The sequence below is a fragment of the Gracilibacillus timonensis genome, assembly GCF_900086715.1.
GTDB lineage: Bacteria > Bacillota > Bacilli > Bacillales > Amphibacillaceae > Gracilibacillus > Gracilibacillus timonensis.
Genome location: NZ_FLKH01000008.1, coordinates 133800 through 160259, shown reverse-complemented (window position 1 = coordinate 160259; position 26460 = coordinate 133800). Strand labels below are relative to the sequence as shown.

At 38.6% G+C, this 26460-nt stretch carries 30 protein-coding genes and 1 pseudogene; 20 read left to right on the top strand and 11 right to left on the bottom strand.

The genetic code is table 11. From position 1 onward, the window contains the following. Nucleotides 1-7 precede the first annotated feature (7 nt). The 3 genes from BN6556_RS01895 (at nucleotide 8) to adhE (ending at nucleotide 3225) form a co-directional block, all read left to right on the top strand. Nucleotides 8-187: an Arc family DNA binding domain-containing protein gene (locus tag BN6556_RS01895; RefSeq protein WP_066186419.1), complete on the top strand. Its 180-nt coding sequence runs from the start codon at nucleotides 8-10 to the stop codon at nucleotides 185-187. Between the two features lie 150 nt (nucleotides 188-337). Beyond that, nucleotides 338-565 carry a hypothetical protein gene (locus BN6556_RS01890; protein WP_066186417.1) on the top strand — a complete coding sequence of 76 codons (228 nt, stop codon included), beginning with the start codon at nucleotides 338-340 and terminating at the stop codon, nucleotides 563-565. A 62-nt stretch (nucleotides 566-627) separates the two neighbouring features. Beyond that, the gene (adhE, locus tag BN6556_RS01885) at nucleotides 628-3225 is read left to right on the top strand and encodes a bifunctional acetaldehyde-CoA/alcohol dehydrogenase (protein WP_066186415.1); all 2598 of its coding nucleotides are present in this window, start codon (nucleotides 628-630) and stop codon (nucleotides 3223-3225) included. Between the two features lie 51 nt (nucleotides 3226-3276). On the opposite strand, the gene BN6556_RS01880 is transcribed toward adhE, so the two are convergent. Beyond that, nucleotides 3277-4461, bottom strand: coding sequence for an MFS transporter (locus BN6556_RS01880; RefSeq protein WP_066186622.1), 1185 nt, complete (start codon nucleotides 4459-4461; stop codon nucleotides 3277-3279). A gap of 73 nt (nucleotides 4462-4534) precedes the next feature. Then, the gene (locus BN6556_RS01875; RefSeq protein ID WP_066186411.1) at nucleotides 4535-5281 is read right to left on the bottom strand and encodes a nucleoside phosphorylase; all 747 of its coding nucleotides are present in this window, start codon (nucleotides 5279-5281) and stop codon (nucleotides 4535-4537) included. Between the two features lie 271 nt (nucleotides 5282-5552). On the opposite strand from BN6556_RS01875, the gene BN6556_RS01870 reads away from it, so the two are divergent. The 5 genes from BN6556_RS01870 (at nucleotide 5553) to BN6556_RS01850 (ending at nucleotide 8760) form a co-directional block, all read left to right on the top strand. Next, a complete protein-coding gene (locus tag BN6556_RS01870) occupies nucleotides 5553-5873 on the top strand; it encodes an ArsR/SmtB family transcription factor (protein ID WP_066186408.1) in 321 nt (106 codons plus the stop codon). Then, on the top strand, nucleotides 5870-7159 hold the full coding sequence (gene arsB, locus BN6556_RS01865) for an arsenite efflux transporter membrane subunit ArsB (protein ID WP_066186405.1): 1290 nt from the start codon (nucleotides 5870-5872) through the stop codon (nucleotides 7157-7159). Before BN6556_RS01870 ends, arsB begins: the two co-directional genes overlap by 4 nt. Before the next feature lie 13 nt (nucleotides 7160-7172). After that, nucleotides 7173-7574 carry an arsenate reductase (thioredoxin) gene (arsC, locus tag BN6556_RS01860; protein ID WP_066186402.1) on the top strand — a complete coding sequence of 134 codons (402 nt, stop codon included), beginning with the start codon at nucleotides 7173-7175 and terminating at the stop codon, nucleotides 7572-7574. Nucleotides 7575-7646: 72 nt separating this feature from the next. Next, on the top strand, nucleotides 7647-8090 hold the full coding sequence (locus tag BN6556_RS01855; RefSeq protein ID WP_066186399.1) for an 8-oxo-dGTP diphosphatase: 444 nt from the start codon (nucleotides 7647-7649) through the stop codon (nucleotides 8088-8090). A gap of 34 nt (nucleotides 8091-8124) precedes the next feature. Then, the gene (locus BN6556_RS01850; protein WP_066186397.1) at nucleotides 8125-8760 is read left to right on the top strand and encodes a pentapeptide repeat-containing protein; all 636 of its coding nucleotides are present in this window, start codon (nucleotides 8125-8127) and stop codon (nucleotides 8758-8760) included. An 81-nt stretch (nucleotides 8761-8841) separates the two neighbouring features. Here the strand turns inward: BN6556_RS01850 and BN6556_RS01845 are convergent, their stop codons facing one another. Further along, nucleotides 8842-9087 carry a hypothetical protein gene (locus BN6556_RS01845; protein ID WP_066186394.1) on the bottom strand — a complete coding sequence of 82 codons (246 nt, stop codon included), beginning with the start codon at nucleotides 9085-9087 and terminating at the stop codon, nucleotides 8842-8844. 58 nt (nucleotides 9088-9145) lie between these two features. Beyond that, nucleotides 9146-11311 (bottom strand): type IA DNA topoisomerase, encoded by a 2166-nt coding sequence (locus BN6556_RS01840; protein ID WP_066186391.1) that lies wholly within the window; start codon nucleotides 11309-11311, stop codon nucleotides 9146-9148. A gap of 223 nt (nucleotides 11312-11534) precedes the next feature. On the opposite strand from BN6556_RS01840, the gene BN6556_RS01835 reads away from it, so the two are divergent. Genes BN6556_RS01835 through BN6556_RS01815 form a run of 5 tightly spaced genes read left to right on the top strand, consistent with a single transcriptional unit; the run spans nucleotide 11535 to nucleotide 15058 of the window. Further along, nucleotides 11535-11717: a hypothetical protein gene (locus tag BN6556_RS01835; protein WP_066186388.1), complete on the top strand. Its 183-nt coding sequence runs from the start codon at nucleotides 11535-11537 to the stop codon at nucleotides 11715-11717. A gap of 3 nt (nucleotides 11718-11720) precedes the next feature. Beyond that, on the top strand, nucleotides 11721-12584 hold the full coding sequence (locus tag BN6556_RS01830; protein ID WP_066186386.1) for an ABC transporter ATP-binding protein: 864 nt from the start codon (nucleotides 11721-11723) through the stop codon (nucleotides 12582-12584). Then, the gene (locus tag BN6556_RS01825) at nucleotides 12562-13293 is read left to right on the top strand and encodes an ABC transporter permease (protein WP_066186384.1); all 732 of its coding nucleotides are present in this window, start codon (nucleotides 12562-12564) and stop codon (nucleotides 13291-13293) included. The genes BN6556_RS01830 and BN6556_RS01825 overlap by 23 nt, the downstream gene beginning before the upstream one ends. Before the next feature lie 56 nt (nucleotides 13294-13349). Then, nucleotides 13350-14042: a response regulator transcription factor gene (locus BN6556_RS01820; protein WP_066186381.1), complete on the top strand. Its 693-nt coding sequence runs from the start codon at nucleotides 13350-13352 to the stop codon at nucleotides 14040-14042. Next, nucleotides 14039-15058, top strand: a complete 1020-nt coding sequence (locus tag BN6556_RS01815; protein WP_066186378.1) for a sensor histidine kinase — start codon at nucleotides 14039-14041, stop codon at nucleotides 15056-15058. The genes BN6556_RS01820 and BN6556_RS01815 overlap by 4 nt, the downstream gene beginning before the upstream one ends. Nucleotides 15059-15140: 82 nt before the next feature. On the opposite strand, the gene BN6556_RS01810 is transcribed toward BN6556_RS01815, so the two are convergent. Further along, nucleotides 15141-15353, bottom strand: a complete 213-nt coding sequence (locus tag BN6556_RS01810; RefSeq protein ID WP_066186375.1) for a hypothetical protein — start codon at nucleotides 15351-15353, stop codon at nucleotides 15141-15143. Nucleotides 15354-15642: 289 nt separating this feature from the next. On the opposite strand from BN6556_RS01810, the gene BN6556_RS01805 reads away from it, so the two are divergent. After that, nucleotides 15643-16218, top strand: coding sequence for a helix-turn-helix domain-containing protein (locus BN6556_RS01805; RefSeq protein WP_066186373.1), 576 nt, complete (start codon nucleotides 15643-15645; stop codon nucleotides 16216-16218). Nucleotides 16219-16341: 123 nt separating this feature from the next. Here BN6556_RS01805 and BN6556_RS01800 read toward each other — a convergent pair. The 6 genes and pseudogenes from BN6556_RS01800 to BN6556_RS01780 all read right to left on the bottom strand — a co-directional run. Then, nucleotides 16342-16734, bottom strand: a pseudogene (locus BN6556_RS01800) (tubby C-terminal domain-like protein); the annotation flags it as partial. Nucleotides 16735-17011: 277 nt separating this feature from the next. Further along, on the bottom strand, nucleotides 17012-17527 hold the full coding sequence (locus BN6556_RS01795; RefSeq protein ID WP_066186367.1) for a methylated-DNA--[protein]-cysteine S-methyltransferase: 516 nt from the start codon (nucleotides 17525-17527) through the stop codon (nucleotides 17012-17014). Nucleotides 17528-17759: 232 nt separating this feature from the next. Next, nucleotides 17760-18266: a GNAT family N-acetyltransferase gene (locus BN6556_RS01790; RefSeq protein WP_066186366.1), complete on the bottom strand. Its 507-nt coding sequence runs from the start codon at nucleotides 18264-18266 to the stop codon at nucleotides 17760-17762. A gap of 13 nt (nucleotides 18267-18279) precedes the next feature. Next, a complete protein-coding gene (locus BN6556_RS22025; RefSeq protein WP_161485666.1) occupies nucleotides 18280-18423 on the bottom strand; it encodes a hypothetical protein in 144 nt (47 codons plus the stop codon). A 275-nt stretch (nucleotides 18424-18698) separates the two neighbouring features. Continuing rightward, the gene (locus BN6556_RS01785; protein ID WP_066186365.1) at nucleotides 18699-19610 is read right to left on the bottom strand and encodes a TIGR01777 family oxidoreductase; all 912 of its coding nucleotides are present in this window, start codon (nucleotides 19608-19610) and stop codon (nucleotides 18699-18701) included. 282 nt (nucleotides 19611-19892) lie between these two features. Beyond that, nucleotides 19893-21797, bottom strand: coding sequence for a BglG family transcription antiterminator (locus BN6556_RS01780; RefSeq protein WP_066186361.1), 1905 nt, complete (start codon nucleotides 21795-21797; stop codon nucleotides 19893-19895). Nucleotides 21798-21956: 159 nt separating this feature from the next. On the opposite strand from BN6556_RS01780, the gene BN6556_RS01775 reads away from it, so the two are divergent. The 6 genes from BN6556_RS01775 (at nucleotide 21957) to BN6556_RS21445 (ending at nucleotide 26407) form a co-directional block, all read left to right on the top strand. Next, nucleotides 21957-22271 (top strand): PTS sugar transporter subunit IIB, encoded by a 315-nt coding sequence (locus BN6556_RS01775; RefSeq protein WP_066186358.1) that lies wholly within the window; start codon nucleotides 21957-21959, stop codon nucleotides 22269-22271. Nucleotides 22272-22291: 20 nt separating this feature from the next. After that, nucleotides 22292-23524, top strand: coding sequence for a PTS sugar transporter subunit IIC (locus BN6556_RS01770; protein ID WP_066186355.1), 1233 nt, complete (start codon nucleotides 22292-22294; stop codon nucleotides 23522-23524). A gap of 32 nt (nucleotides 23525-23556) precedes the next feature. Continuing rightward, complete coding sequence (locus BN6556_RS01765; protein ID WP_392388581.1) at nucleotides 23557-23907, top strand: PTS lactose/cellobiose transporter subunit IIA; 351 nt, start codon at nucleotides 23557-23559, stop codon at nucleotides 23905-23907. Nucleotides 23908-23936: 29 nt separating this feature from the next. Continuing rightward, nucleotides 23937-25358, top strand: a complete 1422-nt coding sequence (locus tag BN6556_RS01760; protein ID WP_066186620.1) for a glycoside hydrolase family 1 protein — start codon at nucleotides 23937-23939, stop codon at nucleotides 25356-25358. Nucleotides 25359-25626: 268 nt separating this feature from the next. Continuing rightward, nucleotides 25627-26262 carry an accessory gene regulator B family protein gene (locus tag BN6556_RS01755; RefSeq protein ID WP_066186351.1) on the top strand — a complete coding sequence of 212 codons (636 nt, stop codon included), beginning with the start codon at nucleotides 25627-25629 and terminating at the stop codon, nucleotides 26260-26262. Continuing rightward, nucleotides 26234-26407, top strand: a complete 174-nt coding sequence (locus BN6556_RS21445; protein ID WP_161485665.1) for a cyclic lactone autoinducer peptide — start codon at nucleotides 26234-26236, stop codon at nucleotides 26405-26407. The genes BN6556_RS01755 and BN6556_RS21445 overlap by 29 nt, the downstream gene beginning before the upstream one ends. Nucleotides 26408-26460 lie beyond the last annotated feature (53 nt).

Below are 26460 nucleotides of genomic sequence, written 5' to 3'. Positions count from 1 at the left end.
TGCCGCAATGGCTAAGAAAAAAAACTTTCCTTTACGTATCGATCCAGAACTCTATGACATTTTACAGCGATGGTCAAAGGATGAATTCCGCAGTGTCAACAGCCATGTCGAGTTTTTACTGAGGGAGTCTGCCAAGCGAGCCGGTAGATTACCGAAAAAACAAGATAAGAAAATTGGAGAAGATTAATGGGATGGGTTCGACTCATCCCATTCTTGTTTTCAAAAATAAAACGCTTTCTATTTGTGAAACATTTCACAAACTTGTAACAAAACGAGGCTCGCAAACCGAAAAAAACGTGTTATGATGAAATCAAGAAATATAAAGGGGTGATCCAATATGATTCTGAATGAGTGGAAAGAATTTAGTACCGATGCCGAATTATACACGCAGGAAAATTTTGAACAGCAAATCGGCGACGTATTCGAGGCCATGTGTTTGGATGAAAACGATGATATACCACATTATATTTGGACCAAAAATTACACGGTGGTGATAAAGCCTAACACACGTGTCATTAAGGATGTATCTTTTGTCAAAGTACCCCGTCACCCAGTCATTGGCTAGCATTTTATTTTTTGAAAGTTTATGCTCATTATTTCACAATCTTTTTTCAAGGAGGAAATACGATGATTACCAAAGAGAAGGAAAAACAGGCAGTAACCGTGGAAGAAAGCATTGACAAACTGGTGAAAAACGCACAGACAGCACTAGCAGGAATGAGGCAGTTAGATCAAGAACAAGTGGACTATATTGTGAAAGAAATGGCGCTTGCAGGATTGGACCAGCACATGCAGCTAGCCAAATTAGCCGTAGAAGAAACAGGACGTGGTGTCTATGAGGACAAAATCATCAAGAATATTTTTGCAACGGAATATGTCTATCACAATATCAAGTATGATAAAACGATTGGAGTGATAAGCGAGAATGAACAAGAAGGTATGGTGGAAATTGCAGAGCCAATAGGGGTAATTGCTGGGGTAACGCCGGTAACCAATCCAACTTCTACCACCTTATTCAAATCATTAATTGCCATTAAAACAGGAAATCCGATTATCTTTGCTTTTCATCCATCCGCACAAAAATGCAGCTCGGAAGCAGCTAGAATCGTGCATGAGGCAGCCGTAAAGGCTGGGGCGCCAAGAAATTGCATTCAGTGGGTGGAGAAGCCATCGATTGATGCGACACAGGGATTAATGAAGCATGACGGCGTAGCAACCATTTTGGCTACAGGCGGTCCTGGCATGGTTAAATCAGCATACAGTTCTGGAAAACCAGCATTAGGAGTGGGTGCAGGTAATGTGCCTTGCTATATCGAAAAATCGGTTAATGTCAAACGGGCCGTGAATGATCTGATTTTATCCAAAACCTTTGATAATGGAATGGTTTGTGCCTCAGAGCAAGCAATGATAGTGGATAAGGCTATCTATCAACAAGTAAAACAGGAAATGATCGATAACAATGTCTATTTCCTAACACCAGAAGAAAAGTCAAAAGTGGAAAAACTGGTGATCAATGTAGACGCTTGTGCCGTTAATCCTTCGATTGTCGGTATGAAGGCAGCAAAAATTGCCGAACTGGCTGGGGTGAAGGTGCCTGAGGATACCAAGATCCTCGTCGCGGAACTAACTGGTGTAGGTCCAGACCATCCGCTTTCTCGTGAGAAATTGAGTCCTGTGTTGGCTGCCTATAAAGTAAACAGTACCGAGGAAGGGCTACAGCGTGCAGAAGAAATGCTGGAATTTGGCGGTTTAGGTCACTCTGCCGTTATCCATTCCGACGATCAAGCCGTTTTGAATGCCTTTGGAAGAAGAATGAAAGCGGGTCGTATCATTGTCAATGCACCATCTTCTCAAGGTGCGATCGGGGATATTTATAATGCTTATATGCCATCTCTTACACTTGGATGTGGTTCTTATGGCGGCAACTCTGTATCTACGAATGTAGGGGCAACTCACTTAATTAACGTAAAAAAAATGGCGAGAAGGAATGTCAATATGCAATGGTTTAAAGTGCCACCGAAAATCTATTTTGAAAAAAATGCCGTGCAATATTTAGCGAAAATGCCTGATATTTCAAAAGCGTTTATTGTCACCGATCCAATGATGGTCCAACTAGGTTATGTAGACAAGGTTCTTTATTACTTGCGTCGACGTCCGGATTACGTACATTGTGAGATTTTCTCTGACGTGGAGGCAGATCCATCAAAGGATACCGTCATGCGAGGGGCAGCAGCCATGGATGCCTTCCAGCCTGATGTGATTATTTCCCTTGGTGGAGGTTCAGCGATGGACGCCGCTAAAGGAATGTGGTTATTCCATGAATACCCAGACACCGATTTTAATGGACTAAAGCAAAAGTTTTTGGATATTCGTAAACGAGTCTATAAATATCCAAAACTAGGTAAGCAAGCGCAATTTGTAGCGATTCCGACAACATCTGGTACGGGTTCTGAAGTGACCTCTTTCTCTGTTATTACAGATAAAGAAAACAATATCAAATATCCATTAGCAGAGTATGAGTTAACACCTGATGTAGCGATTATTGATCCACAATTTGTCATGACCATGCCAAAAACGATCACAGCCGACACAGGAATGGACGTACTAACCCATGCGATTGAGTCTTATGTATCTAATATGGCAAATGATTATACCGATGGACTGGCGATCAAAGCGATTCAACTGGTATTTGAATATTTACCACAAGCTTATCGTGATGGTAACAATGCCTTAGCAAGAGAAAAAATGCACAATGCTTCTGCGATTGCGGGGATGGCGTTTGCCAATGCATTCCTAGGCATTAACCATAGTCTTGCTCATAAATTGGGGGCAGAGTATCATATCGCACACGGACGTGCCAATGCCATTCTCTTGCCGCATGTGATTCGCTATAATGCCAAGAAACCAACGAAATTTGTGTCATTCCCTAAATATGAGCACTTTATCGCAGACAAACGCTATGCAGAGATTGCAAGAGTGTTAGGGTTGCCAGCAGCAACAACGGAACAAGGCGTAGAGAGCTTAGTGCAGGCCATCTACCAGCTAGCTCACGAATTGGATATTCCAATGAGCATTGCCGAAAACGGAGTCGATAAAAAAGAATTCGATAAAAAGGTAGATTATCTTGCGGACCGTGCCTTTGAGGATCAATGTACAACAGCAAATCCTAAGCTGCCGTTAGTAACAGAACTGGCAGAGGTGTATCGTCAAGCTTTTAAAGGGTAACCGTATGGTGGGAGAGTGACGCGAGTGGTCACTCTCCCATTTTATCGTACACTAAAATTCCCTTTTTTCCTTATTTCGATTCCCCTTTAAGGGAATGCCTTGTAAGGTCAGGATAATCACAAGAGAAATCAGATATAGAACGGCTAAAAAGGACATCGCCGCTGTAATTCCGTATTTATCCAAGAAAAAACCGATCGCAATCGGGGATAAACCACCTAATGCCCTGCCGGTATTAAAAATGGTGTTATTGGCGGTACTTCTCACTTCAGCCGCATAAAAGCTGCTAATTAAGGCGCCGTATCCCGCATTCATTCCATTGGCAAAGAATCCAACAATCGCCCCGCCAATTAATATTGCAATGGCGCTTTGGGCAAAGACATATAGAAAAACGGAGGCAGCTGATGCAACGAGAAAAATACCGTACGAGGTTTTCGCCCCAAACCTATCTAGTATCTGCCCAAACAACAGCATGCCAGCACACATTCCGATGATGGTACTGATCATCCAAAGAGACGATCCGGAAACACTCAAACCAAGCTGGTCTTGTAAGATAGACGGCAGCCAGTTCATTAAGCCAAAGTAGCCAGCGACTTGTACGGTAGACATAATCGTCAGCGCTATCGTTGTGTACGCTACTTTAGGGGAGCTAAAGAGTTTGGCAAGAGAGCTCCCTTTCTTTTCCCCTTGTTTAATTTTCGTTTGTGCTTGTTTCCATTCCTCGGTTTCCCCTAAGTTTCTGCGTACATAAAAGATTAAAAGGACCGGTAGTATCCCAACAATAAACAAGGCTCTCCAGCCAAATAGGGGAATGATAATAGCTGCTAAAATGGCAGCGGCCACAGCACCCATTTGCCCGCCGATCGTAACCCATGATGTCATTCGGCCACGTCGCTCTTTAGAAAAAACTTCCGCTACAAGCGCCATACCAATGCCAAATTCACCGCCACCGCCAACTCCTGCCAAAAAGCGCAGCAGATAGATCATATAAATATTATCTGCAAAGGCCATCAGAGCGGTAGCAATGGAAAATAGGAATATGGTATAAGTGAATATACGGATTCTGCCATATTTATCAGCAAGGATTCCAAAGGTGACCCCACCAACCAGCATACCGATATTGGTGATGGAAGCAATCGATCCACCTGCTGCCGACGAAATCCCAAATTCAGTGATAATAGAGCTTAAAACAAAAGAGAGAAACATGATATCCATGCCTTCTAATCCCAAACCAAGCATGGAAGAAGCTAATATCTTTTTTTGGTAGCTTTTTTTATTTGAAACTTGTTCCAACCTTAACACACCTTTACCATTATTGGATTTTGACACAAGCGTCTAACACTAATTTCGCTGCTTGTTGATGAATTGCTTGATAGTCTTGATCGGAAACCCATTGTTCGTTAAGCCGATTGACATGCACGACGAGACAATTGGCTGCGGAAATTTGATAAAGTGACGCTAATATAAACAGCACCGCGGATTCCATTTCAGCGTTTAGCACATGCCGCTCTTTCCAATAATCCATCCAGTTTTTATTTGGCTGTGGGCCATTGCTAATGCCGTGCTCGCGAGATTGACCTAAATAATAACTTTGCGTAGTCATGCCAATACCGGTATGGACGCGAAATCCGCTATTTTCTGCCTGTAATTTGATTTGTGCCAACAAGTCTGGGTCAGCTGCAGCTGGATATGTATCACTCACATATTGGTGGAGCATACCTGGATCTCGAACCATGGCATGATTGAAGAGTAAGTCACCTGCTGATAAGCGGTCGTTCCACGCACCACATCCACCTAATCGAACGAGTTTTTTTGCTCCGCTGCGAATCAATTCGATGATCGCTATTTCCGTAGAGCCGACGCCAATCCCGGTGGAACAGATAGAAACCGTTGTGCCTTTCCAAGTCCCTGTAACCAAAATGAATTCTCGATTTTCGGAGACAAGTTGATGCGTATCCCATTGACTAGAAATGAGTTCAACTCGAGCTGGATCACCAACCAAAAGTGTCACTTCTCCCAAGTCTGCTGCTCCTACCTTTTTTAAATGAATATTTTCCATTTGGCCTCCACCTCCTTCGTCTGGTATATTTTTTCCCTGCAACGTATAATCATACTCTTTCCTATAAAAAAATCAATCATAAAATCGATCATGAAAAGTACAGCAATAGTTTCCAGAAGACGATTATATCTTTGCATTTTATTATATAGACAAATATATATATAGATGATAATCTATATATAATGAGAAGTAACATGATGTTCGACTTCTCACTGAGAAAGAGGATATCGCGGATGATTGCACCAAAAATAGCTTTAGAAGCAGGTGACCTTTGATGTACCAACAGCTTTCCGATTATTTGAAAATATTAGCGGATCCAAGTCGATTAGAAATTCTTGATCTATTATCGTGCGATGAATTATGTGCCTGTGATTTATTAGCACACTTCCATTTTTCACAGCCTACTTTGAGTCATCACATGAAAGTGTTAGCCAGATACCAATTAGTCCAATCAAGGAAAAACGGGACAAAAACCATGTACCGATTGAATAAAGAGAGGTTGGAAGAAATAACGAGTCAATTATCCTCGATTGGCGCAGCTACTAGCCCATGCGTGTGTGATCAATTGGAGAAAGGTACGTGTGAAACATGACCCTCCTAGCTATCATTCTCTTTTTGCTCACCTTAATCTTTGTTATTTGGCAGCCAAAAGGATTAGATATAGGCATAACGGCAGCAGTAGGTGCTGTATTAGCCGTTATTACTGGTGTCGTTTCCTTTGCTGATGTGGTAGAAGTGACGGGGATTGTCTGGAATGCCACGCTTACGTTTGTTGCGGTGATCATCATTTCCTTGATATTAGATGAGATTGGTTTTTTTGAATGGTCTGCCCGCCATATGGTTCATATCTCAAAGGGGCATGGCGTGCGAATGTTTATCTATATCTCCTTACTAGGTGCGATCGTGGCGGCTTTTTTTGCTAATGATGGTGCAGCCTTGATCCTGACACCGATTGTACTGGCGATGGTCCGCAATTTGCAATTTGACCAGCGGGCAATCTTTCCGTTTGTGATTGCTAGTGGTTTTATTGCGGATACGACTTCCTTGCCGCTGATCGTCAGTAATTTGGTTAATATTGTATCAGCCGACTACTTTGGAATTGATTTTCTTTCCTATTTTTTGCGGATGATCATTCCTAATATTTTTTCATTATTAGCTAGTATTGTTGTACTATGGATCTATTTCCGGAAGGCCATCCCCAAGCAATTTGATGAGAAACAGCTGGAATCTCCGGCAATGGCGATTAAGGACCAGCGATTATTTGTTTATGCGTGGGGCGTGTTGGCTATTTTATTGATGGGCTATTTAATGAGTGAGTTTATTGCCATTCCCGTATCGTTTATAGCAGGTGTCGTTGCAATCATCTTTCTGCTATTAGCCAGAAAATCAAATGCCGTTCATACACGAAAAGTAATAAAAGGTGCCCCGTGGAATATTGTGGTGTTTTCACTTGGCATGTATATCGTCGTATTCGGGTTGAAGAATGCGGGAATTACGACGATGTTGGCAGATGTGTTAACGACATTGGGTGAACAAGGATTATTTGCAAGTGTGATAGGGATGGGGTTTATCGCTGCATTTCTAAGTTCGGTAATGAACAACATGCCCACCGTCTTAATTGATGCGATCGCCATCGATCAAGCGGCTGTAACGGCTGCCGTGAAAGAAGGGTTGATTTACGCCAACATTATTGGTTCCGATTTAGGGCCGAAAATTACACCGATTGGTTCCTTAGCAACCTTGCTGTGGCTGCACGTATTGACACAAAAAGGGATGAAAATTTCATGGGGGACGTATTTTAAAACGGGGATTGTGATTACGATACCGGTATTGGTATTTACCTTGTTTGGTTTGTATCTAACGTTATTATTATTTTAGGAGGAGAAGGGAAATGAAGAAGAATATTATCTATTTTATTTGCACCGGAAATGCTTGTCGCAGTCAAATGGCAGAAGGATGGGCTAGACGTATATTGGGAGACGAATGGGAGGTATACTCTGCAGGGATTAGAGCACATGGTGTCAACCCGCTTGCCATTCAAGCTATGCAGGAAGTGGATATTGATATCTCGCAGCATACCTCGGATGTCATCGATGCCGATATCTTGAATCAGGCTACGCTTGTTGTCACTTTATGCAGTGATGCCGATCAGAACTGCCCCCACATACCTGCCCATGTAAAAAAGGAACATTGGGGCTTTGATGATCCGGCAGGACAAGAATGGTCCGTATTCCAAAGGGTTAGGGATCAAATAGGTGCAAGAATAGAGACTTTTGCAGAAACTGGGAAGTAAAAGAGGATGTTTGGCTAGCAAATGTTTGTTATAATATGGATAGTATAAAAGGGATGGAGTGGGGGAAGGGAAATGGGACGTGCAGAATTAGCAATCTTTACGAATATGTGTATGATCGAGAACGAAAAAGGACAGATTCTCGTGCAAGATCGCGTCAATCCGAATTGGCCAGGCTTAACCTTTCCGGGCGGTCATATTGAAAAAGAAGAATCTTTTCACGATGCCGTTATCCGCGAGGTCGAGGAAGAAACAGGATTGCGGATAAGTCAGCCGGTATTATGTGGCAGTAAACAGTTTCAAACAGAGGCAGATGAGCGATATGTGGTATTGTTTTATCATACGACAAGATTTACTGGGGACGTGACCAGTTCAGACGAAGGGGAAGTATTCTGGATTGATCCCCATGAATTAGAGAATTACATATTGGCAGATGGGTTTCTGGACATGTACAAGATCTTTAAGGATGCGCAGCTTTCTGAATGTTACTATGATCGCAAGGAAATGTATTTGTTCTAGACGACCTCAATGGATAAAGGAAAGAAGGGATAGTGTGAAAATTACTGCTCCAAAAATATCGGAAGCATTAACACCAAGCCATTTTACCGATATTTTCTACGAGGAAGATCCTGAATTAGAAATGGCTTTTGTGACAGATTCCGAGTTTACCAATGAAATATTAGAGAGACTGCGAATCTATCATGCTATTATTAAAAACAGTCAGTTTAATCATACGGACTTTGGCAAAATCCAATTAACGGATGTCCGCTTTGAAAATTGTGATCTATCGAATGCTAATCTGCGCGAATCTTCCATTCATCGCGTCGAGTTTCATAACTGTAAATTACTTGGGACCGACTTTTCCGAATCGTCCATCGGCAATGTGACTTTCAACGATTCGATTGTGAACATGGCGATGTTTGGCAACTCCAAGCTGGAAAAGGTCCTGTTTAAAGAAGCGGTTCTCCAGCAAACTGATTTTTATGATTGTAAGTTTAAAGGTGTTGGGTTTGATTTATGTGATTTGAGTGGGACAAGCTTTGAACAAACGGCCTTAAAAGGGGTCGATATTAGTACATCTCGTTTTGACACATTAACGGTTTCCATTGAAGATTTAAACGGCTGTAAGGTATCAACACACCAGGCGGTGCAGCTTGCTTCATTAATGGGATTGGTGGTAAAGGAGTAAGTCCCTTGATTGCTAGAGAACCTTTGTCCATTTGACAGAGGTTCTTCTTAAGGATAAACAGATAAGAATCAGCCTCTACCACTATTCTTTGTTTTTCCATTTTTTAATCATGCTGTATCCATTCATGAATATTAAGATCGGAAAAAGAATGAATAATAAGATCGGAAAAAGAATGAATAATAATGTTCCGCCAAGAAAGTCCATATTTCCTTTCAAAAGGGTATTCTCAAATAGAATGAGAAATAAACCAAAAAAAGCGATGACAAAAAAGAAGTCTGCCCATTTACTGGTGAGGATTTTTTTAATGCTATTCCATATGCTCTTCACCCCTTTAACCTCCCATCATTTATAATGAACATATGATCAATTTTCAAGTGACAATTGATCACTTTAAAAATTCCATCTTCCAGCTATAATAATCTTTTTCCTCGTTCTTTTCATAGCTTAAATAGGCATTGAATTTCTTCCCGTTTTTACTGGTTAGCCCCTTCACGAATGCTTTCTTCTCCTTCAATAATGTTTTCACCATGGTCTTTGTTGGCTTCTTGCGCATCGCTGCTAAGTATTTATCATTCTTCCAAATCGCAAAATTACATCCCTTCTTCCAATTGCTGCAGCTAAAGGCTTTATAACCGTCTTTCACCTTGCCACCGCATTGAGGACAGGTACCTAATACCTCATTGGTCGCTCGTTTGGAGGCTGCCTGGTGAATGACTACGTCCTGATCTTGTTTAATTGTCGCCACGGACTCCGTTGTGAACTGAAAGACGAGACGGAGAAATGCTTGTTTGCTTGCTTTCCCTTTTTCGATATCGGATAAGGCTTTTTCAAGGCGTCCGGTAAATGCTAAATCGAATAGGTTTTTGACAGGGAAAGTGTCAACAAGTCGTTTGCCAAGCTCTGTGCACAGTAAATACTTCTTATCCGTTGTGATATAACCGATATCTTTTAGTTTTTTAATCGTTTCGGCTCTAGTTGCCGCCGTCCCAATACTGAATCCATTTAAAATACTCCCCAACAACTCTTCATTTTCATCCTCTTGATAGTCTTTTCCACAGGTTTCCATCACGCGAAGCAAGGTTCTTTCTGTATGATGCTTGGGCGGTTTGGTGACATGGGAAGTAACGTCAGACCCTATGATTTGAACGCGTTCTTCTTTGTTCACAGAAGGCAGGAAGGCATCTTTTGATTGGATGTTCTCTACTTTCTTCCAGCCTTCAACCAACTGCACCTTACCTTTGGAATGAAAACGACCAGGTAGGTCCGTGTCTAGTACTTTGGTAATCAGTTTGGTCTCTTCATATTCTGCTACCGGCATAAATTGCATAATAAATCGATTCTTAATAGCGGTATATACGATGCCTTCATCTGCTGTCAGGCGTTTTGGTTTTAGGTAAGTGGGGATGATGGCGCTATGACTTTCTACTTTTGCATTGTTAAAAACTCGCTTGGTTTTGCTAAAATGAACCTCTTCTTTATAAGGAAGGTCTTCCGAATGTACCTTTAATACATGGGCTGTTTTTCCAACTAGGCTTTCTTCCAATGCCATACTGGATGTACGTGGATAAGTGATCCATTTTTTCTCGTAAAGGGACTGCGCTGTCTTTAAGACTTTATCCGATGTCCAGCCCTTATATTTATTGGTGATATACCCTTGCAGATTAGATAGGTTAAATAAAAAAGGCGGGAATTCCTTTTTCTTCTCGACTTGTTTATCTGTAATAATGGCTGGTTTGTCTGCAATAGCTTCGTTAATCGGCTCTAATAATTCTTTTTTCTTAAACTTCTCCGTTTTGTTTTCGCGATATATTCCTTCATATTCGTGGTTATTCACGGTCTGAAACGTTGCCGCCAGTTTAAAATAATCTTCTGGTTTGAAATTCTCTATCTCTTGATCGCGATCATAAATGATTTTTAAGGTGGGGAGGAGGACCCTGCCGATATTTAACGCACCGGATTTCCCTTGTTGATACTTTAAAGTGGCAACAGATGTCAGATTAATACCAATCACCCAATCGGCCCATTGTCTGCTGATTCCGGCATCGCGGAGTGGCTGCATCGAAGCGTTTGATTGGAGATTTTCCAAACCTCGAAGCACTTCCTTTTCTGTCCATTCATTCAAAAGCAGGCGGTACACGTTTGCTTTTGGTTTTGTTCCACCGCGATAGATAATGCTGTCTGCAATCAGTTGTCCTTCGCGGTCATCATCACATGCGGAAATAATCGCCTCCACATCGCTTCTCCTCATTAAAGACTGGATGATTTTTAATTGTTTGGCAGCACCGCCATCTGTTTTTGCTCGATTTCTTGGATTACTTTTCACTTTATATTTAAAGGCAGCAGGAATAAAAGGAAAGTAATCCATTTTCCAATGGCGCATCTTCCCATCGTAATCTTTGGCATCATAAAGCTCAACAAGATGACCAAATGCCCAAGTGATACAATAGTTCATTCCTTCAAAATAGCCATCTTTTTTTGTTTTAATGTTTAGCGCGTCGGCAATGTTTTTTGCGACGGATGGTTTTTCAGCTAGAATTAATCGAACTGTCATTGTCAATTCATCGCCTTTCTTTTAGAACGATATTAGTTGGGAAGTTCCTGATAGAAACATTCGTTCGATGTTGCTACTATTATGTCATATATCATTCTTTTTTTCTAGTGTTTTTAGGTAATCCATTTATTATATTTTTTCGATCTCCTAGCAAACATTAAATGTTTTTTAATAATTATCGATTACAGTGTACTTATCCAAATTCATAGGAGGCGTGCATATCATGGAGAAATTACTGATTATGGTGTCGATTCTATCTTTTTTATTGGCGGCATCTTTGTTTATTGTAGAGCTGGTTAGAAATGGATGGAAAGACAGCAACTTTCGACCAGCCTTATGGATGTTTGTGGTTTATATAGTCAGCATTGTGGCATTTTTAATCATTTTTAATGTAGGAGGAAGATAAGGAATGGAACTTCGGGATGTGCGTTACCAAACAGGGGAGACCAGGATCCTAAAAGGGATTGATCTTGAATTAGAAAAAGGAAAAATATATGGATTATTAGGTCCAAACGGGGTAGGAAAGACCACGTTATTTAAGGCATTATTAAACACCATTGATTACCAAGGCGATATTTTACCAGAAGTGGATCAGCTGAAGATTGGGAAATTAATTGAATATCCAGCCTTTTATCCTCAGCTTACTTGTGAGGAGAATCTACAACTCCACGCTTCTTATCTGAAGATAACTGCTAGTGAGGCTGGAATCGATGACTTATTAGAAATGGTCGACCTAGTAAATGCCCAAACGAAGAAATTCAAGGAATTATCAATGGGAATGAAACAGCGTCTTGGCGTGGCCAAGGCATTAATGGGGGATCCAGATTTATTGTTATTGGATGAGCCTACCAATGGCTTAGATCCAATGGGGATGAAGGAATTACGGCAGTTGATCGAACAAAAGATTAAAACCGAATCGAGAATTATTCTAATATCGAGTCATCATTTAAATGAAGTCGCTTTGGTTGCTGATACACTCATATTTATGCGACAAGGTGAAAAAATCTTAGAATTGGAAAATAGCGATAAGGAATATATCTATGGTCCGGTTCCATCCCAGTCAAATGCTATCGCAAACGAAATGACTATCTTAGCAGATAAAAAGAACCGTCAATATTTTCTGCTAAATAAAGCTACGTACCATCGTCTGACAGCTAACGATGAAGGTACCTATGAAAATACCGAGAAATTAACCTTGGAAGATGTATATATTCGACTGATGTCATCTGACCTAGTGGAGGTGAATCCAAATGATGAAGCTGATAAACAATGAATGGATCAAAATGAAAAGTGAAAAAGTAACCTTAGTTATTGTCGCTCTCAGTCTGCTCCCCTTATTGATGAATTTGGCTAATTTTTTCTTCAATAATGGAGATACCAGTCTGCAAAATGGTTTTTACTTTACTTACTACAATCAGTATTTTATGCTATTGCCAATTATTATGAGTGTGCTGATTTCGTATGTGTTTTATATCGAGTACAAAAACAAAACCTATCTTGATTGGATCACGTATCCTGAATCACGAGTTAAACTGCTCTTTTCAAAAATAGCGGTAGCTGGTTTAATGATATTCGCCATTTATTTGCTGCAGTTGGTTATTCTCTTATTATTTTATGCGATAGTAGATGGTGATTGGGGCAATATGTGGTTGCTGACGTCTTCCTATACGGTTTTGAATGTTATTGTTGTGCTCACCATTTTGTTGGGATTTGCCGTGATTATTCAATGGACGCAGCATCTGGTGGCAAGTATCTCAATAGGCATAGGGGTTTCTTTGCTGTCCATGATTTTTATGGCTGCCCCTTTTTCTTATCTGATTCCGCCTGCATTTGGCTACAGGCTGGGCTTGGTGATGATTGATCCTACGTATTATTACGAGAATGTCGTCTCATCCACTATAATAGGGATAGGGCTGTTGATGGTATTAATGATTGGTATGCTGCTGTTAAATGTCAAGTTGGTATATCGAAAGAATTTATAAATAAAGGGCGATTATTTGCTCGTTTAATGATGACAAAAAAGACAGGTGATCCATAGATGGAAGACATACTTAAAAAGCTCGATATTTTTGTGCTGGAAGATGATCTAGATATCTCCCGTTTCTTAGATGTATTTTTAGGTGAGTATTTTCAAAAGGTGGTTGTAAAAACAGATAATCGATTTGATGATGCAATCTTTGATGAGCTCGATATCTTTTTATTGGATATTGAAATTCCATTTGATAGTGGCTACGAGATCTGTAAACGAATCAAAACAATGTATCCTGAGAAGCCGGTTGTTTTTCTTACGGCACATAGCCAAATTGACGATAAAATCAAGGGGCTTGAACTTGGCGATGATTTTATCCCCAAACCTTTTGAACCGCTGGAGCTAATCGCAAGGCTCAAAAATGTATTGCGAGATAGATATGGAAAGATCATGTACTTGGATCAAATAGCAGTGGACACACGCACCCAAACTATTTTTCACTGTGATCCATGGATGGAAATCCCACTAAGCAAAACAGAAAGTAAGCTGTTTTTTTATCTGTGTGACAACATCCACCTTAGCCTATCTAGAGAACAGATTATTCATCATATCTGGGGAACGGATGGAGCTGGCAGTCAAGCAAATAGTCTGAGTGTTTATATGAACAGTTTACGGCAAAAAATAGATGCGGAAGGTCGGCTAATTCAAACGATTTATGGCTATGGGTACAAGATGGTAAATCCAGAGGAACGAGATAGATGAATAAGAAAATTTTGTTTTTCACGTTTCTATCGATCTTATTCTTTCCATTTGCCTTGATGTTGTCTAACTATATCGTGCTGGGAACCCATCTCCTCCAAAATTATTTCAACGGCACGGACACGCCATTTAAGGCGGAAGATAACTATTTTTATGTGTTAATGTTATTTTCCACGATGATATTATTATATGTGTTTTATCTTTCTAGAATTATCGTCAATATATCATCGGAGATTACCCATCTTTCCAATTTGATTCGAGATATTGCCAAGGATCAGAACTATCCAGATCCTGTGAATACGGCAGATCTAAAATATAAGGATATGCAGTATTTAAGTGAATCGATCAATATACTCATTGATCAATTACAGTATAATCAAAGCAAATATGAGGAATCAGAAGAATTTAGAAAAAAATATCTCGATCAACTGTCGCATGATATTAAGACACCATTATCGATTATCAAAATTAATTTATATTACTTACAAACCCAACAGAACAAAGAAGAAGCCATTCAAGAAATTAATAAAAATGCGAATATTATCGCCACGCTTAGTGACCGGATTTATCATAAAAATGATATAAACACGGAGGCGATTATGACTCACTTAACGCTTATTGATTTGGAAGAGTGTATGAATGACATGGTGGACAAATGGCAGAATGCGCTTAAGCACAAAGGGATAAGCTGGCAGTTGCAGGTAACAGCTGATATGACTTGGGAACTGGATAAGGTATGGTTTGAGCGATTGATTGATAATATTTTGCAAAATGTGCTCTATCATTCTGAAGCCAGTCATTTAACCATCGAAGGAGTAGCGGATGAACAAGAACAGCGATTGATTATTCGTGATGATGGTATCGGTTTTAATCCTGACCAGAAGCTGCAGCAATCGGATCGAAAAGGTTTAAATATCATTCATGAAGTACCGAAATTACTGGGGATTGATCTCTCCATTGATAGTAATTCATCAGGTACGAAGCTGATACTGACTTATGGAATAAAGACGAAAAATTAGCGAGCAGGACCATATCAGAAAGTGCCTATCTAGGAGAGGGATGACGTTTTTAGACACTTTCTGAGATCGTAGATGGGCCAGACTATTCATTCGTTTCATGCACTACCTCATGAAGCGATTTCATAATTATTTGCTGTTCCACATAGAACAATTCGATCAGTTCAATGAGGGTAGAAATGACATCATCAATCACTCTTTCCCTATCCACCATTAGACTAAAAGTGGCATCAACGAGCTTTACCTCCATTTCTGTAAAAAATAACTTTCGGTTTATTTCTATTTCCAACTGCTCCATTCTGCTCCTCCTCTTTTTCTATTGTTTATCGATTACGTCAATCGGTTAAAAGTATGCTGTGATACTATATGAATAACAAACACGTAAAGCTAGAAAAAATTTTGTCAATTAATCGTTAAAGAATGATTTTTAAATCAAAAATAATAGGTTATAATATATATATTAAATCTATAAAGGTTATTTTGGATTCATTTAATCATAATCGCTATAGAGGTAATTGTCAAGGTTGTTTTTGGATTTACTAGTGAATAATAATCCTTGTGCGATTAACATGTGGAGGTGTATAGAAATGAGCTCAAGTTACATAGGTCAGAATTTGAAAAAAATTAGAAAGTATAAAGGCTGGACGCAGCAAGAACTGGCAAACAAAATTGGTATTAATCTACAAAACCTTTCGAAGATAGAACGAGGGGTAAACCATCCTACGTTCCAAACGTTAGAGAAGATTATGCAAACATTAGAAGTCACACCAAATGAGTTATTCGCAGAAAATTTCAAAGTGCGTGGGGTTGTAGAAAATGAACTGATTCAATTTATGGAGCGAGAAAGAGCCTGGAATATTGAAATGGAACGAAAGAAATATGAAGGTGAGTTCACCAAGGAAGAAATGGAGAAATATGAAATAGGGGAATTAAGAAAATATATCAAGGCATATATCGACGCTGATCATCGGCATCCAAGCGATCTTCACCCAATGAAAGAGGTTATTTATGAAAAGAAACTCGCTGAAGTGGTAGGACGGTACGATGAGTATTTGAGCTATGATTTATTTGGCGAAACCCTTGTAACAAAAGATAAACATCTAAACCCCTATAAGAATGAAAACGGGAATGCACAGGCAGGAGGTAACAAAGAGAGCGAGTAGTCCAGATGAAGGTGATGATTGAAGGCGAGTTTTTTAAAGCATTTTCATTAAAGAAAGCCATGTCGAAATAAAAACGTGGAAATCCACATGTTTGTTTTGCATGGCTTTCTTTAAGTGACGTCCTTAATAAATAGAAACCAAAATAAGAAACACACACATCACCAAATGAATGTCCAAGTCCTGGCTCATGATTTCTATTCGCGCTTTTCGAGGAAGTTTGAAGTTTAAAAATTTCCATTCAGCAGCTAATTGATTGCTGTCTGACTCTTGTATATGAATAAACTTATTGGCAAATTTCTTTGTGATCACATACTCTTTGTCATTATAGTGAAAATGAAAGATGGGATGACTCTTGACCTTTGTTTTATCCTCTAAAAGAAAAGTCTTTTGATTATAATGGACATCCCACTTGTGTCGTAAGGTGTAATGATGGTGTTCAGCCACGACTTTAGACTCTCCTTGCGTATCTTCGCTGGAGATATGTAAGAACAGGCCATCAATCAAGACGGTGGAGAGTTTTTGGAAGGAACTCTAGTAAAACCGCTGGATCGCTCCAACCGTTTCCCCCTTACTATTGTAATAAAACTTCTTATCACTGAATCTTTTATAAAAGGGTACCTCAAAGGAATAATACATCGTTTTCACCTTTTTCTATAAAATCATTAGGATGTGAAAGTATAAATATTCATATTTTTCTGATAAACGGTATATCGTAATAATACCATTTATTTCAACATATTTTCCAGAAAAATGCCTTGGTTGAGCCTGATTTTATAGAATGATGAAACATCTGCTAACACTTTCCCTCGCTTTCAAGTGCTAATAAAGATTCTTTCAACGCTAAACCGCCACGAAAGCCTGTCAAATCCCCCTTTTTACTCAAAACACGATGACAGGGAATAAAAAACATCAGTGGATTTGCTCCAATTGCCGCACCAACCGCTCGTACGGCTTGAGGATTTCCAATTTGCTCAGCGATATCTGTATAAGTCAACACTTGACCATAGGGGATACGGCTGAGTTCTTTCCAGACGGCCCTTTGAAAAGGTGTGCCCGTGATATCCAGTGGCAGGTTGAAGGATTGCCGTTTCCCATGGATAAATTCGACTAACTGATCGCTGTAAGGCCTGATTTTGTTCTGATCCTCGATTAATGAGGAGTCGGGTTTCTTTTTTTCTACCCAATCCTGCACTTCTCCAATGCCATGATTAGGGATACCGACAAAACATACTCCTTCGTCTGTGGTTGCAAGGTATACCGAACAATGATCGATACATAGATTTCCATAGTAGATTAGTTGTTTATTCATAGGTTGCACCTTCCTTTTGAGTAGCTGATAGATACCTATCTCACTGCCTTGATTAAGGTCATTATACAACGATTATACGAGAAAATGAGAAAAAACGAATGAAAGAGCAGGATATGAAAAGTATGAGAGGGAGATAAAAATGGGAAAGGATCTTAAGCATTTCCAATCCACTGCAAAGTGCGGTGGATTGGGAAACCAACTTGATCCGTTGAGGGGGACCATACGTTAGTCTTTATGTATGATCTGCCAGCCAATCCCGTTTAAAGATGGACATAATATAAGCATCTTTATACGCGCCATTGGTATAAAAGTGTTCTTTTAACGTACCTTCCAAAATAAATCCTTGTTTTTTGTAGATATGAACGGCCTTTTCATTGGTTGTGTCGACAAAGAGAAAGACCTTGTACATGTTTAGGATATGGAAGGCATAATCCACGGCCTGATGAAAGGCGAACTTGGCATAACCTTTGCCGCCAAACTCTGGTTTGATGATGATTTGAATCTCACAATTACGATGAATATGGTTAATCGCTACTAATTCCACGATCCCGACTAAATCCTCACCATCCTCTATCACAAATCTTCTTTCGGATTCATCTAGAAAATGCTTTTGAAAGAGATGCTTTAGTTTCGTGAGGGATTCATATGGCTCTCGAAACCAGTAGGTCATAATCGCGTGTTCGTTGTTCAATTCATGAATAAATGGTAGGTCCTTTTCTTCTAGTGTGCGTAGTTTCATTTTCTCACCTTTCTTATGATTGCTTAATGGCCAAACTTGCTTGAAATGGCGGGAGAGAGGATATACTCTTCCACTTTAACAAAACCCCAGTCTGCAATTGTTCGCGAATCTGGGTTTCCATCGTATGGCTGAATTGTAATCCATCCCTTTCTATCATATCGGCACGTTCTTCTTCTGTAAAGTCTTGCAGAGGGTATAAGGTAATCGATGAACCAGCTGTATATCCTGGATTCCCGAGAAAAACACTATTTTATAACGAGAAATGCTGATACAATAGGATTTTGGGAATTTCAAGCTCGTTATATATTCATTTATATAACGAGAGGATAATGTTGATTTGTCGCCATTTGTAGACTGTCTCGTTATACATTCCGGGAACGCAGGGTATATCTTCTAATCGCTCGGCAGTATCAAAATAAGAGAAGTGCCTAATTACGCTTTTTCTTTTGCTAAAATATCTTCAAGCGCCAAGAGAGCAGTTGGATAGTGAAACGTAAAACCTGCTCTATCCAAGCGCTTAGGCAAGACCTTCTGCACATCTAAAATAATTGTGGCCTGTTCGCCTAATAGGACTCGCAATAAAGAAGCAGGAACCGGTGCGTAATGCGGTCTGGCCATGATTCGTCCGATTAATTTACCGAGATGTCGCTGTCGGATAGGATTAGGACTGGTGATGTTATAGGCCCCTTCTGCTTGCTTGTCTGCTATTAAGTGCACGGTAGCTCGAGTGACATCATCGAGGTGAATCCAAGAAAACCACTGCTTTCCATCGCCAAGCTGACCACCAGCAAATAATTTATAAGGTAAGATAATGCGTGCCAGTGCGCCGCCTTTTTCAGAAAAGACCACACCAAATCGACCAATCACTACTCTGGTGCCGAGTGCCTCAAATTTCTTGGCGGCAGCCTCCCATTGATGAACGATCGTTGATAGGAAGTCATGCGGCTCCTCGTAAACATGGGATTCATCATAAACAGCTGATTTAGAAGGTGGATAATAGCCGATCGCACTCGCATTAAATAATACCGTTGGGGAGTACCCCTCTGTTTGAAAAAAGTTATATAATCGTTCGGTTGTATCGATTCGGCTTTGCAGCATTGCCTTTTTATGCTCTTTTGTCCAGCGCTCACTCAAGCTTGCGCCTGCCAAATTAATGACCACATCAATGTTGGGAATAGCAGTCTCCCAGCCGTTTTCTTGCCAATTGACATAATGTAATCCAGGATGTTCAGACGTTCGCTCGCTTCGTGTTAGCACAATCACCTGGTTTCCTTGATGTAAATAGTGAGCTACTAGTTCTGTTCCTACTAAGCCGGTACCACCAGTCATTAATATATTACTCATCTTGTTTACCCCTCTCTTTGAAGACAGAATTGGACATGGTAGAACTTATTTCTCCATTAAACTGCCATTTTCCTGCTTTTTAGATTGAATTTTTGCTTGAAATAAAAAATATAACTGTTGATAATGCCTAATTATTCGGACTATACATAGATAATCAATTAAATATAGATAGGATGTCTAACGTCCTTTTTTGTTCTGGTAATGTATTCCCTTTTTTAAAGAGATTAAAGCTATTTTGTGAAAAGAAAAAGCCATGTCCATCAAGGGCATGACTTTTATTTTTTATGTTTCCTGCTGATCAATAAAATCCATTAATTGGTCAATGAATGCTTCATAGGATTTGGAATTTGCAAGTTTACTCACATTTGAAGGGCTAGAAAGAATTTTAATGTATTCGTCATATATATCCCGATATATATTGCGTTCATTCTTGTTCATAGCAATTAACGAGACAATTCGAATGTTATCTGCTTCCCCCCATTTGATCGGTTTCTTGGTAATTAGTACAGCAATAGTTGTTTGCAAAGCATCCATATGGATAGAATGGGGGACGGCTACAATATTGTTGAACGAGGTAGAGGATAGCTTCTCTCTTTTTATTACGTTATCAATAAAATCGTCTTTCACTAAATGAAGCGTGGCCATTTTCTCTGTGATAAAAGGGATTACTTCAAACTCGTCATTAAATGTCTGATCACTTAACATAAAAAGACGACGGTCAAATAGAGACAGAAGATTTTGTTTTATATGTTGCTGCCGTTTTTCCTTCTTTTTCCTGTTGAGTAGTTTTTGTATATTAAGTACATCATCAGAGGTTAAAAAAGTACTAATAACTACCTGCGAAAGATTCAGATGTAATGGCACTTCTACAGTAGAAATAAGAAAATCTGTTTTTATGTCAGTTAATTCTTTATCCACTCTCGTTATTATTTTTACCACACGTAACTGGTTAGCAAAGTAATGCTCTATTTTCTCCTTTAGTTGAAATTGTAAATTATTATAAGCTGGACAAATTAGTATAACCTCAAGCTGATCATGGTGTTTTTGTTTTAATTCTAAGCAGCTTCCTACATGTAATGCAATATAGGTGATTTCATCTTCATGCAAGTCTATATCTAATTTTTCTGAAATCAAATTACTGATATAGACAGATAAATCATAAATAAGTGGAGAAGACGTTTTAATTGACTGTGTTAAAGGATTTTTGGATGAAAAGTGATTAGAAGTTCTTATCACCAAGTTCTGAACATGCAGAGCAAACTTGGTTTTAAATTCATCATCTTCCAAATTAATGAAATAATTTTCATTCACTTTTTCGATGATCTCATGAATTAGATTCCAAAATGGTGCTTTAACTATATTTCCTTTATCTTCTGATAAATTAGTCGTTTTACTACTAATCAGTGCTTGTAAATAATATAATTCATTTTTGTCCATATGAACATGGAAGTATGATTCAATTAAGTCTTGAATTTCATGGACAATGGTCATGGAAATAAATGTTTCTTTATATGGATAGGCTAGATGATGAACGTATTGATTATCCTGCATGCGTTCAATTGATATAATAATGTGATAAATAATATTACCTAATGTGTATTCGTTAATATCATAGCCATGCTGTTGAACGATTTCCAATAACTCTTCTTTAAAAGTGTGTAGCTCATAACCAAATATTTTTTCTAGATCAATAATGTTATAAAAGGTAGTATTGTATTCCTTATAATAAATAAAGCTCATTATTTTTCGTTTGTCAATTTCTTTTCCATGCAGAAAGAGACGATCTTGAGTGCGATCAATGCTTAAGTTGTAATCTGAGGTCAGTTTCCGGCATTCGATAAGGTCTTTTTCAATAGTCGGTACGCTTACAAACATATACTCACTCAAGTCAAATATATCGAGCCCCTCTTCTACTAAAATCAATTGCTGAAGGATATAGTATACTCTGTTTTTCGGATTCATATCCATCGGTTGAAAGATAACTTGTTCATGGTCTGTTTTTAAACGATATCCAGCACTGGACGATTCTATCGAAAGCGATGGTCGATATTGTTCATTAATATACTGGATATAATTCCTCAATGTACGGGAAGAAATATTTAAGTAATGTAATATTTCATTTGTAGTCAGCCAGTCCTGCTGTTCCTTCAGTATTTGAATCAGCGCTTCGATATTTTTCTCTTTCATAAACCATATCCCTCCTTTTCAACCATTGATTTCATTATAGTTCAATTCAATTCTATCTCGAAAATAAAGTTATTTCCAATGGGTAGGCAAGATAGATATTGGTTAGCATGCCACCAATTTGCCATAATATAAGTACACAAAAACAAGGAGGATTTAGAAATGAAAAAAACCATCTTATTAATTTGTAGTGGAGGAGCCTCAAGTGGTTTTCTTGCACAGAATATTCGAAAGGCAGCTAAGAAAAAAAGTTTAGAAGTGGAAGTAATTGCTCGTGGAGAGTCAGAATTAAATGATTATATGGACAAGATTGCGATGGTGTTAATTGCCCCCCATCTAAGCTATATTCAAGACGATATTGCCGATCAGCTTGCTGGTACAAATATCCCGTATCAAATCATTGATCAGATGACATACGGCACATTGAATGGTGAGAAAGGTCTGGACATTATTGTAAAAGAATTGGGTTTAGAATAATTCATTAAGGTGGGATAAGCATGAACAAACTAATTGAATATATGAATCGATCATTTGCACCTAAGATGAACAAAATCACACGAAATGCTTGGGTATCAGCCATCCAAGAATCTATCATGGGCGTATTGCCTTTGATACTTGTTGGATCATTAATTACCTTAATTATGATCCTAAACGATGTGATACCTAATATGCCGAATTTACAGCCTATTAGTGATTTTTCGTTTGGTTTAATGAGTTTATTTATCTCATTTTTAGCACCATATTTTATTATGGAAAAGTTGAAGAAGAATGATCGGAAACTAATTGCCGGATTGACTGGTGCAGCGATGTTTTTATTATTACTTTCACCAACCTTTAATGAAGATGGACAAATAATTTTTTCCTTTGAGAGATTCGGTGCTAACGGCATGTTTGTTGCTATTATCGTTGGTTTATTAGTAGGATTTGTTTTTAATTTATTTAGTAAGATCTCATTTTTTAAAGAATCAAGCTCCTTACCTGATTTTATTATTGTTTGGTTTGATACAATTGTACCGATTACCCTTTTATTAGTAGCTGGATGGCTTGCTACTATTGTTGGGAGTTTCGATCTTTATGCTTCGATTCTTAGTCTATTTGAACCGCTGAATAGTATTGGTCAAAGCTTTGTTGGTTTTGTTATTCTTACTTTTATTTGTGTGTTTTTATATACTTTTGGTATCAGTCCATGGGCCTTGTACCCGGTTGTGTTTCCGATGTGGATTGCAGGAATTGAACAGAATGCAAGTCAAGTGGCACAAGGCTTGAATCCTGCTAATATTCATACGTTTGAAACGTTAATGGCATGGATTTGGATTGGTGGTATGGGAACCACATTGCCATTGGTAATTATCATGCTTGTTATTGCAAAATCGAATCATTTGAAGGCGATTAGTCGAGTGACTATTGTACCATCTATTTTTAACATTAATGAACCTGTGGTATTTGGATCTCCTGTTGCCTTTAATCCAATCTTAATGATCCCGATGTGGTTAAATGGTATTGTGATGCCTGCCATCACTTATCTGGTGCTTTCATTTGGAGTTATTACATTGCCAGCAGAGGTGTTGCAGTTATGGTATTTACCAATTGGGATTTCCACCTATTTAGTGAATACAGACATTAGTGGCTTACTACTTTTACTTGTTAACTTCATTGTATCATTTATTATATGGTATCCATTTGTCAAGGTTTATGACAAACAAAAAGTAGCAGAAGAAGCAGAGGCGTAAGCCTAATTTATCAATTTTGGGAGATGATCCATTTGAGTCAAGATAACAAAGAGGCATTACAAGAAGTCGCGATGCAAATCATATTAGGGGCAGGTAATGCACGTGCAGATATTCAAGTTGCTTTAAAACACATAGAAACATTTGATTTTTCATTAGCTGAAGAATCGTTGGCACAAGCGAAAAAGCATATGTCTCAAGCCCACTCTGTACAGACAGATACAATCCAAAAAGAGGCAAAAGGAGAAGAGATTATTTTCTCAACGTTATTTACTCATGCACAAGATCATTTGATGACGGTTATGAGTGAATGGAATATAGCAAAGAATTTATTGCAAATCTCTCGTTCATTCGATCAAAGAATAAAAAAATTAGAAGAACAGTAATAAACCGATTGGAAGTGATAAAGGTGTCTATGCAAATAAATAAACGATTTCCAGATTCCTTTCTTTGGGGGGCAGCAACCTCTGCTTATCAAATCGAAGGTGAACATCTGACTCATGGGAAAACATTATCGGTTGTCGAAAAGAATATGAACAGTAATTATGCAGATCCTAGTGTCGCTTCTGGTCATTATCAGCACTGGGAAGAAGACATTGAGCTTATGAGAGAGCTTGGGTTAAAGGCCTATCGTTTTTCTATTGCTTGGCCAAGAATTTTACCCAACGGTCGTGGAGAGATAAATCAAGAGGGAATATCATTTTATCGTCGTATCTTGGATAAATTAAAAGCATATCAAATAGAACCTATTGTTACTATTTACCATTTTGATTTACCGCAATGCTTACAAGAGGAATATGGTGGGTGGTCTTCTAGGAAAGTAATTGTAGATTTTGAGGAATTTTGTGAGGTGCTTTTTACTCAATTTCCTGATGTGAACTACTGGCTAACTATTAATGAGCAAAGTAATATGTTTCAGTTACCGTATTTAATGGAGTTTGCGCCTGACGTGCCATTAGAGAAACAGAAATATGAAATGAATCATATTATGACTTTAGCGCATGCAAAAGCAGTAAAACTGTGCCGTGAAATGTTGCCAGAAGCAAAGATAGGACCAGCTCTAGGTATCATTCCAAATTATCCAGCAACATCTAAACCAGAAGATGTTTTAGCAGCCAGACATGCAGATGATTTAAGAACATATTTATTTATGGATCTATATATGAAAGGCGAATATAGATCTTTTGTGTGGAATTATCTAGTAGAAAACGGGTTAGAGCCTACCATTGAGAGAGGAGATATGGCTATAATAAAATCTGCGAAACCAGATTTTATTGGAATTAATTATTACCAATCCCGTGTTGTGAAATATATTTCAGCAGAAGCCGAGAAAAAAGAATTAAAGCTTAATTATGATGGTGAAGATGACGATACACAATTTGATAATATACCTGGTATTTTTGAAGGGGCTGCCAATACATATACAGACAAGACCAGATGGGATTGGGAGATTGATCCAATCGGTTTTCGTTATCTGTTAAATGAACTTTACGATCGATATCATATTCCGATAATGATTACGGAAAATGGTATTGGGACCTTGGATCAAGTAACGGGTGATCAAAAAATTCATGATCAAGAGAGGATAGATTTCTTAAACAAACATCTGCAACAGTTGCAATTAGCAATGAAAGATGGAGTAGAAATATGGGGATATATGGCTTGGTCTTTTATAGATTTACTGAGTACATCTAGTGGTTTTAGAAAACGTTATGGTTTTGTCTACGTGGATCGCGATGATCATGATGTGAAAAAACTAGAAAGGATAAAAAAAGATAGTTTTACTTGGTACCAAGAAGTAATTGCTTCTAATGGACAATATTTAATTGATCGTTAAGATGAAGACATTGTATTTTCATTGATGAACATTGTCTTGATTAAGGCAGGATCCGGCAAATGCTGGGGCATTTTATTTCATCAGAGCGGTACCTGGATTATTTTTCTAATACTAAAAAACTCCAATATCGACAAAAAACATGTCATTAGACCTAAAGGCATCTTTTTCATTCGTTTAGGAACAAAAAGTGATCATTTAGGAATAGGCATAAATATTTTGTAGAAAGTTGTGATAAACTGATAGAAATTTAGTTGATGGAGTGATAGTCTTGCTATCCAAACTTGAAAGAATTGAAGCAATGCCAGAAAGAGCTGCCAACAGGATGTCTTTATGGATAAAAGGGAAAAATAGTATGGAAGAGCTAGACTACCTCAAGATGAAGCTAGGGATAGAGGTTATTCTAACGAATCTAACCAAAGGAATTATCGTATATGGTTTAGCTTTCCTCTTACAGGTTTTTTGGGAAACATTGATCCTCCATGGCGCTTATGTGCTACTACGCAGATATTCTTTCGGGTTACACGCTAAATCAAGTATTGTGTGTACCATAGTAAGTGTTGTACTGTTTGTTGTAATCCCTTACTTTTTAAGGGATGTGGTACTTGGCAATTATGTGATAGGGGCTCTATTTTTGTTAAGTATTCTAAGTATCTATTATTTTGCCCCGGCAGATACAGAAAAGCACCCGTTAATTGGGGAAAAGAAGCGCAAGAAGTTACGTAATAAGTCGGTTCTTACATGTATTATACTAATGATCGTTGCGTTGGTTGTACCAATAGCGATGATAAAAACCATGGTGATAGCTGGAGTGGCTATTCAAGTGATTAGCATACTTCCAGTTTCATATAAAATTTTGCAAAGGAGCTATGATAATTATGAATCTTATGAAGAACAAGTTGGCTGATGGCATGAAGCAAGGTGTGGCAAAGGTTGCAGGAAACGTTGCAATGAAAGTTGGCAAGGATTCGATCGGCTCTCAATGTATTGGTTTTTCCTATGAACCAGAAGTTCCTAAAGAATTATTGCGACAAGATCGTCTAGATAAGTAAATTTTCATAGAAATATGTGCTATACTGTAAGCATAAAACAAGGTGGTGATGTT

Coding starts and splice junctions, on each gene's coding strand:
- BN6556_RS01770 (WP_066186355.1), top strand. CDS start 22,292: ATGAACAAACTAATTGAATATATGAATCGATCATTTGCACCTAAGATG.
- BN6556_RS01840 (WP_066186391.1), bottom strand. CDS start 11,311: ATGACAGTTCGATTAATTCTAGCTGAAAAACCATCCGTCGCAAAAAAC.
- BN6556_RS01760 (WP_066186620.1), top strand. CDS start 23,937: ATGCAAATAAATAAACGATTTCCAGATTCCTTTCTTTGGGGGGCAGCA.
- arsB (WP_066186405.1), top strand. CDS start 5,870: ATGACCCTCCTAGCTATCATTCTCTTTTTGCTCACCTTAATCTTTGTT.
- BN6556_RS01815 (WP_066186378.1), top strand. CDS start 14,039: ATGAATAAGAAAATTTTGTTTTTCACGTTTCTATCGATCTTATTCTTT.
- BN6556_RS01790 (WP_066186366.1), bottom strand. CDS start 18,266: ATGAAACTACGCACACTAGAAGAAAAGGACCTACCATTTATTCATGAA.
- BN6556_RS01895 (WP_066186419.1), top strand. CDS start 8: ATGGCTAAGAAAAAAAACTTTCCTTTACGTATCGATCCAGAACTCTAT.
- BN6556_RS01830 (WP_066186386.1), top strand. CDS start 11,721: ATGGAACTTCGGGATGTGCGTTACCAAACAGGGGAGACCAGGATCCTA.
- BN6556_RS01795 (WP_066186367.1), bottom strand. CDS start 17,527: ATGAATAAACAACTAATCTACTATGGAAATCTATGTATCGATCATTGT.
- adhE (WP_066186415.1), top strand. CDS start 628: ATGATTACCAAAGAGAAGGAAAAACAGGCAGTAACCGTGGAAGAAAGC.
- BN6556_RS01785 (WP_066186365.1), bottom strand. CDS start 19,610: ATGAGTAATATATTAATGACTGGTGGTACCGGCTTAGTAGGAACAGAA.
- BN6556_RS01820 (WP_066186381.1), top strand. CDS start 13,350: ATGGAAGACATACTTAAAAAGCTCGATATTTTTGTGCTGGAAGATGAT.
- BN6556_RS01825 (WP_066186384.1), top strand. CDS start 12,562: ATGATGAAGCTGATAAACAATGAATGGATCAAAATGAAAAGTGAAAAA.
- BN6556_RS01835 (WP_066186388.1), top strand. CDS start 11,535: ATGGAGAAATTACTGATTATGGTGTCGATTCTATCTTTTTTATTGGCG.
- BN6556_RS01875 (WP_066186411.1), bottom strand. CDS start 5,281: ATGGAAAATATTCATTTAAAAAAGGTAGGAGCAGCAGACTTGGGAGAA.
- BN6556_RS01805 (WP_066186373.1), top strand. CDS start 15,643: ATGAGCTCAAGTTACATAGGTCAGAATTTGAAAAAAATTAGAAAGTAT.
- BN6556_RS21445 (WP_161485665.1), top strand. CDS start 26,234: ATGAATCTTATGAAGAACAAGTTGGCTGATGGCATGAAGCAAGGTGTG.
- BN6556_RS01880 (WP_066186622.1), bottom strand. CDS start 4,461: ATGCTTGGTTTGGGATTAGAAGGCATGGATATCATGTTTCTCTCTTTT.
- arsC (WP_066186402.1), top strand. CDS start 7,173: ATGAAGAAGAATATTATCTATTTTATTTGCACCGGAAATGCTTGTCGC.
- BN6556_RS01780 (WP_066186361.1), bottom strand. CDS start 21,797: ATGAAAGAGAAAAATATCGAAGCGCTGATTCAAATACTGAAGGAACAG.
- BN6556_RS01890 (WP_066186417.1), top strand. CDS start 338: ATGATTCTGAATGAGTGGAAAGAATTTAGTACCGATGCCGAATTATAC.
- BN6556_RS22025 (WP_161485666.1), bottom strand. CDS start 18,423: ATGATAGAAAGGGATGGATTACAATTCAGCCATACGATGGAAACCCAG.
- BN6556_RS01855 (WP_066186399.1), top strand. CDS start 7,647: ATGGGACGTGCAGAATTAGCAATCTTTACGAATATGTGTATGATCGAG.
- BN6556_RS01810 (WP_066186375.1), bottom strand. CDS start 15,353: ATGGAGCAGTTGGAAATAGAAATAAACCGAAAGTTATTTTTTACAGAA.
- BN6556_RS01775 (WP_066186358.1), top strand. CDS start 21,957: ATGAAAAAAACCATCTTATTAATTTGTAGTGGAGGAGCCTCAAGTGGT.